Below are 16,629 nucleotides of genomic sequence, written 5' to 3' on the forward strand. Positions count from 1 at the left end.
CCCCCGGCTCCTTAGAGCCGGGGGCCTTCGCCGTGCCCGGGGCGTGCGCGCCCGGCGCCCTCAGCAGCCGGGCGGCGCGGCGGGGGCGACCGGCGCGGGCGGCGGCACGAGGGCGTCCTCGGCGAGCAGCTGCTGGTAGCCGTCGCCCAGGGTCAGCTCCACCGCCGTGGCGGCGGGGTCCTCCACGAGCTGCGCCTCGGCCACGCGCGCGGCGGCGGCGCGGGCGGCGGCCAGCCGGTCCGGCGGGAAGCGCACGGAGGCGGTGACGGGCCCGGCGTCCACGGGCGCGTTGCCGACGCGGGCGACGGTGAAGCCCCGCCCGCGCAGCTCGTCGGCGACGCCGCCGGCCAGGCCGGTGCGGTCGGTGCCGTTGAGGACCACCACGGAGACCTCGGCGGGCGGGGGCAGCGGCTGCTCGGGGGCCGGCGCGCACGACGGGGCGGGGGCGGCGGTGGTGGCCGGGCCGGGCTGCCAGCGCCCGGTCCACACCAGGGCCGCGCCGCCGCCGGCGGCCAGCACGAGCAGCACGACGAGCGCGAAGACGACGCGCTGGCGCCGCTGCCGGCGCAGGCGCTGGCGGTGCAGGCGCTCGTACGAGGCCTCGTCGAGGTCGCCGCCGTCCTCGGGCAGCACGCCGGTGCCCGGGCGGGTGCCCTCGTCGGCCCCGCCGTCGCGCTCGCTGTCGTCGTCCACGGTCCCCCCGCTCAGTCCGGAAGCGTCAGCACGCGGGCGTGCAGCACCTGGCGCTGGTGCAGGGCGGCGCGCACGGCGCGGTGCAGGCCGTCCTCGAGGTACATGCGCCCCCGCCACTCCACCACGTGGGCGAACAGGTCGCCGAAGAAGGTGGAGTCGTCGGCGAGCAGGGCGGCCAGGTCCAGGGTGCGCCGGGTGGTCGTCAGCTCGTCGAGGCGGACCTGGCGCGGCGGCACCGCGGACCACTGGCTGGTCGTCTCGTAGCCGTGCTCGGGGTACGGGCGCCCCTCGCCGACCGCCTGGAAGATCACGGTGGGTGAGTCTAGGCGGCGGAGCGCGCCGGGCGCGGCAGGACGCGCGAGCGCGGCGGGAACGACGAGGGGCCCGGCCCCGCTGCTGCGGGTCCGGGCCCCTCGGCCGGCGGAGGATGCGGGATTTGAACCCGCGAGGGCGTTAACCCAACACGCTTTCCAAGCGTGCGCCATAGGCCACTAGGCGAATCCTCCAGTGCCCCCAGCGTAGCGCGCCCGGACGGGTGCCCTCGACCCCGGGGGCGCCGCACCCCCGACGGGCCCCGCGACCGGCACCGCGACCCGCACCGCGGCCGGCCCCGCGACGCGGGCGACGGCCGGCGCGGTGGCCGGCGCCGCCGCGGGCGGTTGGACCGCACCCTCGGGCGCCCCGTACAGTGGTCGCAGACCCCTCGTGCGGCGTCATCCAGCTGAACCCCCCCAGGGCCGGAAGGCAGCAAGGGTAGGCGGGCTCTGGCGGGTGCGCGAGGGGTCCCTTCGTCCCCGGCGGGGCTGTCGGAGGACCGGGTTAGCCTCGGGGTCGTGACGAGCGCCCTGTACCGCCGCTACCGGCCCGAGAGCTTCGCGGAGGTCATCGGCCAGGAGCACGTCACCGCGCCGCTGTCGCAGGCCCTGGCCAAGGGCCGCGTCACCCACGCCTACCTCTTCTCCGGCCCGCGCGGCTGCGGCAAGACGACCAGCGCCCGCATCCTGGCCCGCTGCCTGAACTGCGCGGCCGGGCCGACGCCGACGCCGTGCGGCACCTGCGACTCCTGCCGCGACCTGGCCAACGGCGGCCCGGGCAGCGTGGACGTGGTGGAGATCGACGCGGCCAGCCACGGCGGCGTCGACGACGCCCGCGACCTGCGCGAGCGGGTCTCCTTCGCCCCGGCCCGCGACCGCTTCAAGGTCTACATCCTCGACGAGGCGCACATGGTCACCCAGCAGGGCTTCAACGCCCTGCTGAAGACCGTGGAGGAGCCGCCGCCGCACGTGAAGTTCGTCTTCGCCACCACCGAGCCGGACAAGGTCCTCACCACCATCCGCTCGCGCACCCACCACTACCCCTTCCGGCTGGTGCCGCCGGCCCGGCTGACCTCCTACCTGGCCGAGCTCGCCGAGCGCGAGGGCGTGCAGGTCGGCAAGGGCGTGCTGCCGCTGGTGGTGCGCGCCGGCGGCGGCTCGGTGCGCGACTCGCTGTCCGTGCTGGACCAGCTCATCGCCGGCGCCGGCGAGGAGGGCGTCACCTACGACGTGGCGGTCTCCCTGCTGGGCTACACCCACGCCTCCCTGCTGGACGACGTGGTGGAGGCCATCGCCGCCGGCGACGGCGCGACGGTCTTCCGCGCGGTGGAGCGGGTGGTGGACTCCGGCCAGGAGCCGCGCCGCTTCGCCGACGACCTGCTGCAGCGCCTGCGCGACCTCGTCATCGTCGCCGCGGTGGGCGAGGACGCCGCCGACGCGCTGGCGGTGCCGGAGGACGCGATGGAGCGGCTGCGCGCGCAGGCCGCGCACCTGGGGCGCGCGGAGCTGTCCCGGGCCGCCGACGTGGTCGCCGCCGGGCTGGAGCAGATGACGGGCGCGACCTCGCCGCGCCTGCAGCTGGAGCTGCTGTGCGCGCGCCTGCTGCTGCCCGGCGCGGACGGCGACGGCGGGCTCGGCCCCCGCCTGGACCGGCTGGAGCGCCGCCTCGCGGGAGGGCTGCCCGTCGTCGCCGCCTCCCCCGCGCCCGCCCCCGCGCCCGTCGCTCCCGCACCCGCCGCGCCCGCACCCGTCGCGCCCGCCGCCGACGCACCGGTCGACGCCTCCGCGCCGGCCGCCGTGGAGGACGAACCCACACCGGCCGCCCCCGCCCCCGCCGAGCCCGTCGGCGAGCCCGCGCCCGCAGAGCCCGTGCCCGCAGAGCCCGCGCCCGCAGAGCCCGTGCCCGCAGAGCCCGTGCCCGCCGCGGCGGCCGAGCGCCCCGCTCCCGCCCCCGTCGCGGACGACGGCTGGCCGGCCGCCCGCACCCCGGGCTCGCCGCCGCCCGCCGAGCGCCCGGCCCCCGCCGCGGCGGCCGAGCGCCCCGCCGCGCCCGCGCCGGTGGCCGCACCGGTCGCCGTGCCGGCCGAGGGGGCCTCCGAGGCCGAGACGGTGCGGCGGCTGTGGGTGGACGTGCTCGGCGCGCTGTTCCGCCTCAAGCGCACGACGTGGTCGCTGGTGGCGGAGAACGCCACCGTGCTTGACTGCCGCGGCGGGGTCCTGACGCTGCAGTTCAAGACGCCCGGCCTGGCGTCGGCGTTCGGGCGCGGCAACCACGCCGGCTTCGTCGCCGAGGCGCTGCTGGAGGTGGCCGGCATCGAGGCGGGGGTGCAGGCCGCCGGCGCCGAGGGCGCGGCCCCGCGCGGCGCCCGCCCGCCGGCGCGCGGGCGCGGGCGGGCCGCGGCGACCGGGTCCCCCGCCGGGGGCGCGGGTGCGTCCGGCGCCGGGTGGCGCCCGCAGCCGGCCGGGCCCGCCGAGCAGCCCGCCCAGCCCGCCGCGCGGTCCGCGCCGGCGCAGCCGGTGCACCGGCAGGCCCCGCAGCAGGCGCCCCGGGGCCCCGGCGGGGACCCCTACGCCGACGTGCCCCCTCCGGAGGCGCCCATCGACGACCCCGGCGAGGAGCACCTGTCGGCCCCCCGCCGGGCGCCGGCCGGGGCCGGGCAGCCCGCCGGTCAGCACGCCGGTCAGCACGCCGGGCAGCGCGCCCCGCAGCCCGTCGGGCAGCCGCAGGCAGCCCCGCAGCGCGCGGCGGTCGCGCGCCCGGCGCCGGTGGCCGCGCCGCCGGCGGCGCTGGAGGAGGACGTGCCCAGCCGCGACGACGAGGACGCCGAGGACTCCCAGCTCGTCGGCGCGGTCGTGGTCGAGCAGCTGCTCGGCGGCAAGGTGATCTCCACGGACGAGGACCGCTGAGGCGCCCGCGCGGGCGGCGCCGGGTGTCGGCGGCGGCACGTACGCTGCCCACGTGTACGAAGGAGTCGTCCAGGACCTGATCGACGAGCTCGGACGGCTGCCCGGAGTGGGTCCCAAGAGCGCGCAGCGCATCGCGTTCCACCTGCTGGCGGCCGACGCCGCCGACGTGCGGCGCCTCGCCGAGGTCCTCACCGAGGTCAAGAGCAGGGTCCGCTTCTGCGAGGTGTGCGGCAACGTGGCGCAGGAGGAGCTGTGCCGGGTGTGCCGCGACCCGCGCCGCGACGCGAGCGTCATCTGCGTGGTCGAGGAGTCCAAGGACGTCGTCGCCATCGAGCGCACCCGCGAGTTCCGCGGCCGCTACCACGTGCTGGGCGGGGCGATCAGCCCGATGGAGGGCGTGGGCCCGGACGACCTGCGGGTGCGCGAGCTGCTGGGGCGGCTCAGCTCCGGCGAGGTCACCGAGACGATCATCGCGACCGACCCGAACCTGGAGGGCGAGGCCACCGCCACCTACCTGGCCCGGCTGCTGCGGCCGATGGGGCTGAGGGTGACGCGGCTGGCGTCGGGGCTGCCGGTGGGCGGCGACCTGGAGTACGCCGACGAGGTGACGCTCGGGCGGGCGTTCGCCGGACGGAGGTCCCTGGATGGCTGACGAGACGTTCGAGACGACCGGCGCGGAGGCCGCCGAGGCGGTGGAGCTGGGCGACCTGGCGGCCACGACGGCCCTGGAGGTGCGCGCCTACCTCGACGCGGTCACCGAGGTGGCCAGCGGACAGATCGACTCCACCGCCCCGTCGGTGCTGCTGCTGGCCGTCAGCCAGGCGCTGGTGACCGGCGCCCGGCTGGGCGCGGTGGCCGACGTGGTGCCCGCGCGCCGCTACGAGCCGGACGCCGGCCCGGACCCGGACGTGGACCCGCTGCGCGCGGGCCTGGCCAACGTCGTGGAGGGCCTGGACGACTACGCCGAGGTCGTGGACCCGCTGACGGACGCGCACCTGGTGCGCGGCTCGCTCTCGGACGACCTGGCCTCGGTGGCCGCGGACCTCGTGCACGGCCTGCGGCACTTCGAGCGCGGCGAGGTCACCGAGGCGCTGTGGTGGTGGCAGTTCTCCTACCTGTCCTCCTGGGGGCCGCGGGCCACCTCGGCGCTGCGGGTGCTGCAGTCGCTGCTGGGCCACCTGCGCCTGGACGTGGACGCCGAGACCGCCTCCGACGCGGAGTTCGACGCGCTGCACCCCTGAGGGTGGGCAGGATGCCCACCCTCCCCCGCCCGCGGGGCGCGGATCGCCCAGGCGGGGGGCCGGGCCGCGAGCACGGCCGGGAGCACGCCGGAACTTCCGTAGAATCGCGCGTCGTGGCTCTCGTGGTGCAGAAGTACGGCGGTTCCTCGGTCGCTGACGCCGACGGGGTCAAGCGCGTCGCCAAGCGGATCGCGGCGACCAAGCGCGCCGGGCACGAGGTGGTCGTCGTGGTCTCCGCGATGGGCGACACCACCGACGAGCTGATCGACCTGGCCGAGCAGGTCTCGCCGATGCCCCCGGCGCGCGAGCTGGACATGCTGCTCACCTCCGGCGAGCGCATCTCGATGGCGGTGCTGGCGATGGCCATCAGCAACCTGGGCCTGGAGGCGCGCTCGTTCACCGGCTCGCAGGCCGGCGTCATCACCGACTCCGCGCACGGGCGGGCCCGCATCATCGACGTCACCCCGGGCCGCATCCGCGGCGCGCTGGACGAGGGCTCCATCGCCATCGTCGCCGGCTTCCAGGGCGTCAGCCAGGACACCAAGGACATCACCACCCTGGGCCGCGGCGGCTCGGACACGACGGCGGTGGCGCTGGCCGCGGCGCTGAAGGCCGACGTGTGCGAGATCTACACCGACGTGGACGGGGTGTTCACCGCCGACCCGCGCATCGTGCCGACCGCCCGCAAGATCAGCCGCATCGCCAGCGAGGAGATGCTGGAGATGGCGGCCTCGGGCGCGAAGATCCTCATGCTGCGCTGCGTGGAGTACGCGCGGAACTACGACCTGCCCATCCACGTGCGCAGCTCCTTCAGCCCGCACGAGGGCACCTGGGTGACGGACTCCCCCGTCCCCGCCGGCCTCAGCTCCCACGCCGTGGAGGAACCCGTGGAACAGCCGATCATCTCGGGCGTCGCGCACGACCGCAGCGAGGCGAAGATCACCGTGGTGGGGGTGCCGAACACCCCCGGCACCGCGGCCGCCATCTTCAAGGCGGTGGCGCAGGCGGAGATCAACATCGACATGATCGTGCAGAACAACTCCGTCGGCGCCTCCAACCGCACCGACATCTCCTTCACCCTGCCCAAGTCGGAGGGCCAGAGCGCGGCCGCCGCGCTGGACAAGGTGAAGTCGCAGGTGGGCTTCGAGCGCCTGGAGTTCGACGACCAGATCGGCAAGGTGTCGCTGATCGGCGTCGGGATGCGCTCGCACCCGGGGGTGTCGGCGACGTTCTTCGACGCGCTGGGCGCCAAGGGCATCAACATGGAGATGATCTCCACCTCGGAGATCCGCATCTCCGTCGTCACCCGCGCCGAGCAGCTCGACGACGCGGTGCGCGCGGTGCACACCGCGTTCGGCCTGGACGCCGAGGCCGAGGCCGTGGTCTACGGAGGGACTGGACGATGAGCGAGAACCGCAAGCCGACCCTCGCGGTCGTCGGCGCCACCGGCGCCGTCGGCTCGGTGATGCTGGGCATCCTGTCCGAGCGCGCCGACGTGTGGGGCGAGATCCGCCTGGTGGCCTCGGCCCGCTCGGCCGGCAAGGTGCTGCGGGTGCGCGGCGAGGACGTCGTCGTGCGGGCGCTGGCGCCGGAGGTCTTCGACGGCGTGGACGTGGCCATGTTCGACGTGCCCGACGAGGTCTCGGCGCAGTGGGCGCCGGTGGCCGTCGAGCGCGGGGCGGTGGCCGTGGACAACTCCGGCGCGTTCCGCATGGACCCGGACGTGCCGCTGGTGGTGCCGGAGGTCAACGGCGCCGCCGCGCGCACCCGCCCCAAGGGCATCATCGCCAACCCGAACTGCACGACGCTGACGATGATGGACGCCCTGGGCGCCCTGCACGAGCGCTGGCAGCTCACCGAGCTCGTCGTCGCCAGCTACCAGGCGGCCTCCGGCGCCGGGCAGCCCGGCGTGGACCGGCTGTACGACGAGCTGGAGGTCGTCGCGGGCGACCGCACGCTGGGCCAGCGCGCCGGCGACACCGCCGCCGCCGTCGAGGCCAAGCTGGGCGCGGGCTCGCCCTTCCAGGAGAACCTCGTCCTCAACGTCATCCCGGTCGCCGGGTCGCTGAAGGACGACGGCTGGACCAGCGAGGAGCTGAAGGTCCGCAACGAGTCCCGCAAGATCCTCGGCATCCCGGACCTGAAGGTGTCCGCGACCTGCGTGCGGGTGCCGGTGCTGACGACGCACTCGCTGGCGGTGCACGCCACGTTCGCCTCCGGGGTCACCGTCGAGGAGGCGCGCGCGGCGCTGGAGGCGGCGCCCAGCGTGGAGGTGCGCGACGACCTGGCCAACGGGGTGTTCCCCACCCCGGCGAGCACGGTGGGCGGCGACCCGACGGTCGTGGGCCGCCTGCGCCAGGCGCTGGACTTCCCGAACACCCTCGACCTGTTCGTGTGCGGCGACAACCTGCGCAAGGGCGCGGCGCTGAACACCGCGCAGATCGCCGAGCTGGTGGCGGCCGAGCTGACCGCCTGACCCGCCCGCGACGACGGCCCGCCACCCCGCACCGGGGCGGCGGGCCGTCGTGCGTCCCGGTCGCGGGGCGCGCCCGCCCGTGGTCGTCTGGTGCCGGCCGCGAGCGACCAGCCCCGAGGAGGAGCCCCCGTGTCGATGATGGAACCCTTCACCCCGCCCACGCAGGACGCCGGCGAGGTCGAGGTGCCGGCCGCCGACCCCGGCACCGGCGCCCCGCCCACCGCCGAGGGCACCGGCCCGCAGGGCGAGGACCAGGGCAGCGCCGACGCCCCCTCCGCCGAGGACGGCCCGCTGGCCTGAGCCGCCCCCTCACGACGACGGCCCGCCACCCCCGTGCAGGGGTGGCGGGCCGTCGCGGCGGGCGGGGGCTCAGCGGCCCTCGAGCTCGTCGCCGCCGGGCACCGAGGCGGGGCTGGCCGCCTCCTGGGAGGTGCCGCGCCAGCGGGCCAGGACCCGCATGAGGTGGAAGACGCCGATCGCGGTGGCCGTGCCGAGGGCGATGCCCTGGAACTCCAGGCCCTCGCCGGGCACCCACGTGTAGTTCGCGATGCCGACGACGAGGGCGATCGCGGCCGTGGTGAGGTTCACCGGGTCGGAGAAGTCGACGCGGTTCTGCACCCAGATGCGCGCGCCGAGGATGCCGATCATCCCGTACAGCAGGGTGGCGGCCCCGCCCAGGACGCCGGCGGGCACCGAGCCGACGAGGGCGCCGAACTTCGGCGAGAAGCTCAGCAGCAGCGCGGCGGCGGCGGCGACCCAGTACGCGGCCGTGGAGTACACCTTCGTGGCGGCCATGACGCCGATGTTCTCGGCGTAGGTGGTGGTGCCCGAGCCGCCGCCGGCGCCGGCCAGGGTGGTGGCCAGGCCGTCGGCCAGCAGCGCCCGCCCGGTCACCGGGTCCAGGTCGCGGCCGGTCATCGCGGCCACCGACTTCACGTGGCCGACGTTCTCGGCGACCAGGACGAACACCACCGGCAGGAACAGCCCCAGCACGCCCGCGTCGAAGGCGGGCGCGCCGAAGGCGGGCAGCCCGAACCACGCCGCCGAGCGCACCGCCTCGAAGGCGACCTCCCCGCGCAGCAGCGCGCACGCGTACCCGACGAGGACGCCGACGAGGATCGCCAGCCGCCCGAGCATCCCGCGGAACAGCACGGTGGCCAGCACGATCGCGCCGAGGGTGACCAGCGCGGTGACGGGCGCGGCGCGGAACCCCGAGCAGGTGCCGTCGTCGGAGCAGGTGCCCCAGGCGGTGGGGGCGAGGTTCAGCCCGATGAGGGCGACGATCGTGCCGGTGACCACCGGCGGCATGAGCGCGTCGATCCAGCGCGAGCCGGCCAGGTGCACCACGGCGCCGACCAGCGCCAGCAGCGCACCGGTGAGCAGGATCCCGCCGGCGGCGGTGGCCTGCCCGCCGGTGGCCACGGCCGCGCCGATGGGCGCGATGAACGCGAAGGAGGAGCCCAGGTAGCTGGGCAGCCGGTTGCCGGTGACGAGCAGGAACACCGCCGTGCCCACGGCCGAGAAGAACAGCGTCGTGGAGGCGGGGAACCCGGTGATGGCCGGCACGAGGATCGTCGAGCCGAACATCGCCACCACGTGCTGCGGGCCGATGCCCACCGTGCGCGGCCAGCTCAGCCGCTCGTCGGGGGCGACCACCGCCCCGGGCCGCACCGTCCTGCCGTCGCCGTGCACCCGCCAGCCGATCGCCGCCACGCCGTCTCCCCTCGTCGCTCGCGGGCGGGCGCCCGCGAGGCGCCGTGAAGACTAGGGCGCGCGGCGGCGCCGGGCGTGCACGCGCACGCGCGGCGGGCGCGTCAGCGGTGCAGGCGGCGGCGCCAGTCGGCGGGCACGCGCCCGGCGGGGCCGGGGGCGGGCTGGTCCTCGGGGTGGGCCAGCGGCGCGGCGAGGTCGGGGCCGGCGGCGTAGGTGACGTCGGTGGTGAAGTCGTAGAACCACTCCTCCCCCGGCTCGTAGCTGCGCACCACGGGGTGCCCGTCCGCGGCGGCGTGGCCGCGGGCGTGCTGGCCGGGCGAGGAGTCGCAGCAGCCCACGTGCCCGCACGCGGCGCAGCGGCGCAGGTGGAACCACCACCCCTGCGGGGAGGAGGACTCGCAGTCCGCGCAGCCGGGACCGCTGGGGGCGGCGGAGGGGTCGATGGGCTGGACGACCTCGGGGGTGCTCACGGTGCACTGCCTCCTGGGACGGTCTGGTCGGGCGGGGCGCTCTGGTCGCTCTGGTCGGGCTGGTCGGTCTGGTCGGGGTCCACGGGCAGGCGCGCGCGGAACACGGTGCGGCCGGGGACGCTGGTGACGGACAGGGTGCCGCGGTGGCGCTGCACGACGACGCGCCAGGCGATGTCCAGGCCCAGGCCGGTGCCCTCGCCGACGTCCTTGGTCGTCACGAACGGCTCGAACACGCGCGGCAGCACCTCCGGCGGGACGCCGGGGCCGTCGTCGTCGACCTCCACGACCACCGCGCGGCCGCCGTCGTCGGCGCGCACCCGCAGCACCACGGTGCCCGGGTCGCGGCCGGCGCCGGGCGGGGCGGTCGCGCCGGCGCCGGCGAGGGCGTCGAGGGCGTTGTCGAGCAGGTTCGTCCACACCTGCGCCAGCTCCCCGGCGTGGCCGAGGACCTGCGGGACGTCCTCGGCGTAGTCGCGCACGATGCGCGCGCCGCCCGGGGCGCGCCCGGCGCCCGCGCCGAGCATCGCCACGCTGTCGTCGAGCAGCTCGCGCACGTCCACCCAGCGCGTCGGCGCCCGGTCGAGCTGGGCGTAGCGCCCGGCGGAGGCCAGCAGCGAGCTGATGCGGGCGCTGGCCGCGGCGGCCTCGCCCAGCAGGGACTCCACGGCCAGCGAGCGCGCCAGCCACGGCAGCGCCCCGCGCGCCGGCACCCCGCCCGCCCCGGCGGCGCCGGCGAAGGCGTCCAGGTCCTCCTCGCCCACCCCCGCGTCGGCCAGGACGGCGGCGAGGTCGCCGGCGTCCGGCTCGGCCACCCCGGCGTCCTCCAGCCGCTCCAGCAGCGCGTCCTCGGCGTCGGCGCGGGCCAGCACGTCGCCCGCCGGCGGTGCCGCGGCCGCCCGCGCGCGCGCCAGGCCCGCCGCGAGCGCGTCCCCGCCGGGCACCAGCCGCAGCAGGCCGGAGGCCAGGGCGTCCACCTGCGCCTGCAGCTGCACCACGGTGCGGCTCAGCGCCGCCGCGGGGTTGCCCAGCTCGTGGGTCAGGCCGGCGGTCAGCGAGCCCAGCGCGAGCAGGCGCTCGCGGGCGCTGACCAGCTCCTGCGCCTCGGTGATCCCCAGGCGCAGGCCCTCCAGCAGGTGCACGGCCATGGGGAACCACTCGCGCACCGCCGCGCCGAACTCCGCGGCGGGCAGGGCGAACACCGAGGCGGGTTCCAGCACGCGCAGGGAGGAGGTGTACACGCCCGGGGCCCCCTCGCCCAGGTACGCCTCCCACGCGCCGGCGTACACCCCGCGCTGGCGGGTGCGGCCGATCTCCACGTCGTCCCCGCCCACGCGCCGGTGCAGGGAGACCGCGCCGTCGAGCAGGACGAAGAACGAGCGCGCCGGGGCCCCCTCGCGGTACAGCCAGCCGGGCGCGACGTGCTCGACCGTGCCGGCGGCGGCGAACCGGGCGAGCTGCTGCTCGTCGAGGTGCTCGAAGAGGAACAGGGAGCGCAGCTCCCGCGGGCTCGCCGCGCGCGGCGCGGTGCCCGCCGGGGGCGCGCTCACGTGCGCGCCAGGTAGCGGTGCACGAGCATGACGGCCATCGCGCCCTCGCCGACGGCGGAGGCGACGCGCTTGACGGAGTCCGCGCGCGCGTCGCCGGCGACGAACACCCCGGGCACCGAGGTCTCCAGGTGGTACGGGTCGCGCTCGGCGGTCCAGCCCGCCGGGCGGCGGCCGTCCACGAGCAGGTCGGGGCCGGCCACGACGAACCCCTTGCCGTCGCGCTGCACGACGCCGTCGAGCCAGTCGGTGCGCGGCTCGGCGCCGATGAAGACGAACACGTGCTGGGCGGGGACCTCGCGCTCCAGGCGGCTGGCGCGGTCGCGCAGCACGATCGAGGTCAGGTGCTCCCCGCCGCGCGCCTCGGCGACCTCGGTGCAGGTGAGGACCTCGATGTTCGGCCGCTCGCGCACCTGCTCGACCAGGTACGCCGACATGGACGCCTCGATGCTGGGCCCGCGCACGAGCAGCGTCACGCTGCGGGCGGTGCGCGCCAGGTTCACCGCGGACTGCCCGGCGGAGTTCGCCGCGCCGACGACGAAGACGTCCTGGCCGGCGCAGGAGGTCACCTCGCTCAGCGCCGCGCCGTAGTAGACGCCGCGGCCGGTGAGCTCGGCCAGGCCGGGGCCGGCCAGGGTGCGGTAGGAGACGCCGGTGGCCAGCAGCACGGTGTGCGCGGCCAGGCTGGTGCCGTCGGCAAAGTGCAGCACGCGCGCGCTGCCGGAGACCTCCAGGCGGGTGACGCTGCGCGCGGACAGGCTCTCGGCGCCGAACTTCGCCGCCTGCCGGCGGGCCCGGTCGGCCAGCTGCGCGCCGGAGAGGCCGTCGGGGAAGCCGAGGTAGTTCTCGATGCGCGAGCTCTGCCCGGCCTGCCCGCCGGTGGCGTGCTCCTCCACCAGGACGGTGCGCAGGCCCTCGCTGGCGGCGTACACCGCCGCGCTCAGCCCGGCGGGGCCGCCGCCGACGATGGCGACGTCGTAGAAGTCCCGGGCGGGGCGGGTGGACAGCCCCACGTGCTCGGCCAGGGCGGTGTCGTCGGGGTCCACCAGCGCCACCGGCGTGCCGCCGGGCTCCCCGCGCGGCGGGGCCAGCACCACCGGCAGGTGCACCGGCGCGCCCACCCGCCCGTCCGCGCCCGAGGGCGCCACCCCGGCGGCCTGCAGCAGCCGGCCCGCCTCGGGCTCCTCCACGAGCAGCCAGCGGTAGGGGACCTCGTTGCGGGCCAGGAAGTCGCGCACCGCGAAGGAGCGCGCCGACCAGCGGTCGCCGACGACGACGACCTCGTCGGCCGGGCGCGGCGGCGCGGCCCGCCAGGACTCCAGCAGCGCGTCCAGCACCGGGTAGAGCTTCTCCTCCGGCGGGTTCCACGGCTTGAGAAGGTAGTGGTCGAGGTCGACGTCGTTGATGGCGCGGATGGCGGCGGAGGTGTCGGCGTAGGCGGTCAGCAGCACCCGCCGCGCGGCGGGGAAGAGGTCCACGGCCTGCTCCAGCAGCTGCACCCCGTCCATCTGCGGCATCCGGTAGTCCGCCAGGACGGCGGCCACCGTCCCCCCGCGCAGCTTCACCTCGCGCAGCGCGTCGATGGCGTCGGCGCCGGAGTCCGCGCGCAGCACGCGGTGGCTCTGCCCGTAGCGGCGGCGCAGGTCCCGGGCCACCGCGCGGGAGACGGCCGGGTCGTCGTCGACGGTGAGGAGCACCGGGCGGCTCGCGCTCGTGTCGGCCATGGCGGGAACCTCGCACCGCGCGCAGCGGCGGTCAAGGCCCCGGGCGCAGGAGCAGTCAGGTGACGGATGGCCCTGTCGGGGCCACCCGCGCGCCCCCGCCCGCGCGCAGCGGGGGGAGGGGCCGGCCGGATCGGGGAGGATGGGCCGGTGAGCGCCACCCTCGTCGCCAAGGACCTCAGCGCGGCCCACGGGACGCGCACCCTGTTCTCGGGCCTGGACCTCGTGGTCGCCCCCGGCGACGTCGTCGGCCTCGTCGGCGCCAACGGCGCCGGCAAGTCCACGCTGCTGCGCCTGCTCGCCGGGGTCGACGCGCCGGAGTCGGGGTCGGTCTCGCTCTCCCCGCCCGCCGCGACCGTGGGGTACCTGCCGCAGGAGCCCGAGCGCCGCCCCGGCGAGAGCGTGGCCGCCTTCCTGGGCCGGCGCACCGGCGTCGCCGCCGCCCAGGACGCCATGGACACCGCCGCGCAGGAGCTGGCCGCCGGCGCGCCCGGCGCCGACGACCGCTACGCCGACGCCCTGGACCGCTGGCTGGCCCTGGGCGGCGCCGACCTCGACGAGCGGCGCGGGGAGGTGCTGGCCGAGGTGGGCCTGGCGGTGGACGTGGACCTGGCGATGACGGCGCTGTCGGGCGGGCAGGCCGCCCGGGCCGGGCTGGCCGCGCTGCTGCTCTCGCGCTACGACGTCTTCCTGCTCGACGAGCCCACCAACGACCTGGACCTGGACGGCCTGGAGCGCCTGGAGCGCTTCGTCACCCAGCTGCGCTCGCCCGCCGTCGTGGTCAGCCACGACCGCGAGTTCCTGGCCCGCACCGTGGACCGGGTGGTGGAGCTGGACCTGGCGCAGCAGCTCGTGCGGGTCGTCGGCGGCGGGTACGAGGCGTTCCTGGCCGAGCGGGAGGTGCAGCGCCGGCACGCCCGCGAGGAGTACGAGGAGTTCGCGGACACCAGGGCCGGGCTGGAGGCGCGCGCCCGGATGCAGCGGAACTGGATGGCCAAGGGGGCGCGCAACGCGGTCCGCAAGGGCGACCCGGACAAGAACATCCGCGCCAAGATGCGCGAGGGCAGCGAGAAGCAGGCCGCCAAGGCCCGCCAGACCGAGCGGATGATCGAGCGCCTGGAGGTCGTGGAGGAGCCCCGCAAGGAGTGGGAGCTGCGCATGACGATCGCCGCCGCGCCCCGCTCGGGCTCGGTGGTGGCCGCGCTGCGCGGGGCGGTGGTGCGCCGCGGCTCCTTCGCGCTGGGCCCGGTGGACCTGCAGGTGGACGCCGGGGACCGCGTGGCCGTCACCGGCCCCAACGGCTCGGGCAAGACCACGCTGCTGAACCTGCTGCTGGGCCGGCTGGCCCCCGACGCCGGCACGGCGGCGCTGGGCTCGGGGGTCGAGGTCGGCGAGGTCGACCAGGCGCGCGGCCTCTTCCTCGGCGAGCGGCCGCTGGCCCGCGCCTTCGGCGACGCGGTGCCCGACCGGTCAGACGCGGAGGTGCGCACGCTGCTGGCGAAGTTCGGCCTGGGCGCCGCGCACGTGGGCCGCCCGGCGGCCGGGCTCTCGCCGGGCGAGCGGACCCGGGCGGCGCTGGCGCTGCTGCAGGCGCGCGGGGTGAACCTGCTGGTGCTCGACGAGCCGACGAACCACCTGGACCTGCCGGCGATCGAGCAGCTGGAGCAGGCGCTGGCCGGCTACCCGGGCACGCTGCTGCTGGTCAGCCACGACCGCCGGCTGCTGGAGGCGGTGCACGTCACCCGCCGCCTGGCGGTGGACGCCGGGCGCGTGCGCGAGGAGTGACGCCGGTCACAGCCCGGTGACGAGTGCGTCTCGACCGGTGCGCACCGGCGGGTGGCGGTTGACGCGGCGGCCCGGTGGCGCTTGCCTGCCCGGATGCCACAAGCAGCGTTCAGCAGCCTCCCGGCCTCCGGCACCGCGGGGACCGGCGGGGCGCTCGCCTCCATCGAGTCGAGCATCGACGGCGTCTTCTCCGGGGTCTCCGACGCCCTCAGCAGCGTGATCTTCTACTCGGTGAGCATCGGCGGGGCGACCTTCCCGCTCATCGTCGGCTGGCTGGTGCTGGCGGGGGTGGTGTTCACCGCCTACTTCGGCTTCATCCAGTTCCGCGGCTTCAAGGTCGCCCTGGAGACCGTGCGCGGCCGCTTCAGCCGCGACGACGACCCCGGCGAGGTGACCCACTTCCAGGCCCTCACCAGCGCCGTGTCCGGCACGGTCGGGCTGGGCAACATCGCCGGCGTGGCCGTCGCCGTCACCGTCGGCGGGCCGGGGGCGACCTTCTGGATGGTCTGCGCGGGCCTGCTGGGCATGTGCACGAAGTTCGCCGAGTGCACCCTGGGCGTGAAGTACCGCGAGGTCCACGAGGACGGCAGCGTCACCGGCGGGCCGTTCCGCTACCTCAAGGTCGCCTTCGCCAGGATCAGGGTGACCTGGGTCGGCACCCTGCTCACCGGCGTCTTCGCCGTCGCGATCTTCTTCTTCGGCGTGGCCGGCGGGAACATGTTCCAGGCCAACCAGACCTTCGCGCAGGTGCGCAACGTCACCGGCGGCGAGGACGGGCCCCTGGGCAGCGACGGCGCCGCCCTCGTCTTCGGCCTCGTGCTCGCCGGGCTCGTGGCCCTGGTGATCCTCGGCGGGATCTCCTCCATCGGCCGGGTCACCTCCAAGCTGGTGCCGGCCATGGCGATCCTCTACGTCACGGCCTGCCTGGCGGTGATCCTCAGCAACCTCGGCCGGGTCCCGGCCGCGGTGGGGGAGATCCTCAGCGGCGCCTTCGCCCCCGAGGGCGTGGCCGGCGGCGTCCTGGGCGCGCTGGTCGTGGGCTTCCAGCGCGCGGCCTTCTCCAACGAGGCCGGGCTGGGCTCGGCCGCCATCGCGCACTCGGCCGTGAAGACCCGCCGCCCCGTCTCCGAGGGCTTCGTGGCCCTGCTGGAGCCGTTCGTCGACACCGTGATCATCTGCACCATGACGGCCCTGACGATCGTCATCGCCCGCCCGCAGAGCTGGGTCGACGCCCGCGCCGAGGTCGCCGCCACCGGCTCCAGCAGCGCCGACGGCGTGGTGCTCACCTCCGACGCCTTCGCCAGCGTCGTCTCCTGGTTCCCGGTCGTGCTGGCCGTGGCCGTGGCGCTCTTCGCCTTCTCCACCCTCATCACCTGGAGCTACTACTCCGAGAAGGCGTGGTCGCACTTCTTCGGCCGCTCGCGCGCCAGCGTGCTCACCTTCCGGGTCGTCTACTGCCTGTTCACCGTCGTCGGCACGGTGCTGACCTTCGGCTCGGTGCTGAGCCTGGCGGACGCGATGCTCTTCCTCTGCGCGCTGGTCAACATCACCGGCCTGTACCTGCTGGCGCCCGTCGTCAAGGCGGAGCTGCGCAGCTACCTGGCCGACCGCCGCAGCGGCGCCCTGGCCCGCGAGGCCGCCGGGGTGCCCTCCCCCTGACCCCCGCCCGCCCCTGCACCGCCCCCCGCGCCCCCGCGCCGCGGGCCGAGGGGGTGAGGGCCGCCGGGCGCGCCCGCGGTGGTTGTGTTGGGGGTTGATCTTAGAG

14 protein-coding genes, 1 tRNA gene and 1 other RNA gene are annotated in these 16,629 nt (G+C 76.6%); 9 read left to right on the forward strand and 7 right to left on the reverse strand.

What is annotated here, in order from left to right; translation table 11 throughout:
• Nucleotides 1-60: 60 nt before the first annotated feature.
• The 3 genes from ACRYR7_RS17650 to ACRYR7_RS17660 form a co-directional block, all read right to left on the reverse strand.
• On the reverse strand, nt 61-693 hold the full coding sequence (locus ACRYR7_RS17650) for a LytR C-terminal domain-containing protein (RefSeq protein WP_432573421.1): 633 nt from the start codon (nt 691-693) through the stop codon (nt 61-63).
• An 11-nt stretch (nt 694-704) separates the two neighbouring features.
• Nucleotides 705-1,004: a type II toxin-antitoxin system VapB family antitoxin gene (locus tag ACRYR7_RS17655; RefSeq protein ID WP_432573422.1), complete on the reverse strand. Its 300-nt coding sequence runs from the start codon at nt 1,002-1,004 to the stop codon at nt 705-707.
• A gap of 110 nt (nt 1,005-1,114) precedes the next feature.
• Nucleotides 1,115-1,199 (reverse strand) — tRNA-Ser (locus ACRYR7_RS17660).
• Nucleotides 1,200-1,387: 188 nt separating this feature from the next.
• Between ACRYR7_RS17660 and ffs the strand changes: the two genes are divergently transcribed.
• The 7 genes from ffs to ACRYR7_RS17695 all read left to right on the forward strand — a co-directional run bounded on the left by ffs (nt 1,388) and on the right by ACRYR7_RS17695 (nt 7,931).
• Nucleotides 1,388-1,484, forward strand: an RNA gene (gene ffs, locus ACRYR7_RS17665) — signal recognition particle sRNA small type.
• 42 nt (nt 1,485-1,526) lie between these two features.
• On the forward strand, nt 1,527-3,914 hold the full coding sequence (locus ACRYR7_RS17670) for a DNA polymerase III subunit gamma and tau (RefSeq protein ID WP_432573423.1): 2,388 nt from the start codon (nt 1,527-1,529) through the stop codon (nt 3,912-3,914).
• Between the two features lie 52 nt (nt 3,915-3,966).
• On the forward strand, nt 3,967-4,566 hold the full coding sequence (gene recR / locus ACRYR7_RS17675; protein ID WP_432573424.1) for a recombination mediator RecR: 600 nt from the start codon (nt 3,967-3,969) through the stop codon (nt 4,564-4,566).
• Nucleotides 4,559-5,155: a DUF5063 domain-containing protein gene (locus tag ACRYR7_RS17680; protein WP_432573425.1), complete on the forward strand. Its 597-nt coding sequence runs from the start codon at nt 4,559-4,561 to the stop codon at nt 5,153-5,155. Before recR ends, ACRYR7_RS17680 begins: the two co-directional genes overlap by 8 nt.
• A gap of 113 nt (nt 5,156-5,268) precedes the next feature.
• Nucleotides 5,269-6,561 (forward strand): aspartate kinase, encoded by a 1,293-nt coding sequence (locus ACRYR7_RS17685; RefSeq protein ID WP_432573426.1) that lies wholly within the window; start codon nt 5,269-5,271, stop codon nt 6,559-6,561.
• Entirely contained in the window at nt 6,558-7,631 is a 1,074-nt protein-coding gene (locus ACRYR7_RS17690; RefSeq protein ID WP_432573427.1) for an aspartate-semialdehyde dehydrogenase, read from the forward strand. The genes ACRYR7_RS17685 and ACRYR7_RS17690 overlap by 4 nt, the downstream gene beginning before the upstream one ends.
• Nucleotides 7,632-7,760: 129 nt before the next feature.
• Complete coding sequence (locus ACRYR7_RS17695; protein WP_432573428.1) at nt 7,761-7,931, forward strand: hypothetical protein; 171 nt, start codon at nt 7,761-7,763, stop codon at nt 7,929-7,931.
• A 69-nt stretch (nt 7,932-8,000) separates the two neighbouring features.
• Here the strand turns inward: ACRYR7_RS17695 and ACRYR7_RS17700 are convergent, their stop codons facing one another.
• The 4 genes from ACRYR7_RS17700 to ACRYR7_RS17715 all read right to left on the reverse strand — a co-directional run bounded on the left by ACRYR7_RS17700 (nt 8,001) and on the right by ACRYR7_RS17715 (nt 13,082).
• Nucleotides 8,001-9,344 (reverse strand): uracil-xanthine permease family protein, encoded by a 1,344-nt coding sequence (locus ACRYR7_RS17700; RefSeq protein ID WP_432573429.1) that lies wholly within the window; start codon nt 9,342-9,344, stop codon nt 8,001-8,003.
• Between the two features lie 101 nt (nt 9,345-9,445).
• Nucleotides 9,446-9,814 (reverse strand): UBP-type zinc finger domain-containing protein, encoded by a 369-nt coding sequence (locus ACRYR7_RS17705; RefSeq protein WP_432573430.1) that lies wholly within the window; start codon nt 9,812-9,814, stop codon nt 9,446-9,448.
• Nucleotides 9,811-11,361: a sensor histidine kinase gene (locus ACRYR7_RS17710; protein WP_432573431.1), complete on the reverse strand. Its 1,551-nt coding sequence runs from the start codon at nt 11,359-11,361 to the stop codon at nt 9,811-9,813. The genes ACRYR7_RS17705 and ACRYR7_RS17710 overlap by 4 nt, the downstream gene beginning before the upstream one ends.
• Complete coding sequence (locus ACRYR7_RS17715) at nt 11,358-13,082, reverse strand: NAD(P)/FAD-dependent oxidoreductase (protein WP_432573432.1); 1,725 nt, start codon at nt 13,080-13,082, stop codon at nt 11,358-11,360. Before ACRYR7_RS17715 ends, ACRYR7_RS17710 begins: the two co-directional genes overlap by 4 nt.
• 147 nt (nt 13,083-13,229) lie before the next feature.
• On the opposite strand from ACRYR7_RS17715, the gene ACRYR7_RS17720 reads away from it, so the two are divergent.
• Nucleotides 13,230-14,864: an ABC-F family ATP-binding cassette domain-containing protein gene (locus ACRYR7_RS17720; RefSeq protein WP_432573433.1), complete on the forward strand. Its 1,635-nt coding sequence runs from the start codon at nt 13,230-13,232 to the stop codon at nt 14,862-14,864.
• A gap of 93 nt (nt 14,865-14,957) precedes the next feature.
• The gene (locus ACRYR7_RS17725; protein WP_432573434.1) at nt 14,958-16,523 is read left to right on the forward strand and encodes an alanine/glycine:cation symporter family protein; all 1,566 of its coding nucleotides are present in this window, start codon (nt 14,958-14,960) and stop codon (nt 16,521-16,523) included.
• The last annotated feature ends 106 nt before the right edge of the window (nt 16,524-16,629 follow it).

The sequence above is a fragment of the Kineococcus gurbantunggutensis genome, from assembly GCF_050871925.1.
GTDB lineage: Bacteria > Actinomycetota > Actinomycetes > Actinomycetales > Kineococcaceae > Kineococcus.

What these genes read in the sequence shown, in the direction of transcription:
- ACRYR7_RS17725 (WP_432573434.1), top strand. Translation starts at nt 14,958, where the DNA reads ATGCCACAAGCAGCGTTCAGCAGCCTCCCGGCCTCCGGCACCGCGGGG.
- ACRYR7_RS17690 (WP_432573427.1), top strand. Translation starts at nt 6,558, where the DNA reads ATGAGCGAGAACCGCAAGCCGACCCTCGCGGTCGTCGGCGCCACCGGC.
- ACRYR7_RS17715 (WP_432573432.1), bottom strand. Translation starts at nt 13,082, where the DNA reads ATGGCCGACACGAGCGCGAGCCGCCCGGTGCTCCTCACCGTCGACGAC.
- ACRYR7_RS17680 (WP_432573425.1), top strand. Translation starts at nt 4,559, where the DNA reads ATGGCTGACGAGACGTTCGAGACGACCGGCGCGGAGGCCGCCGAGGCG.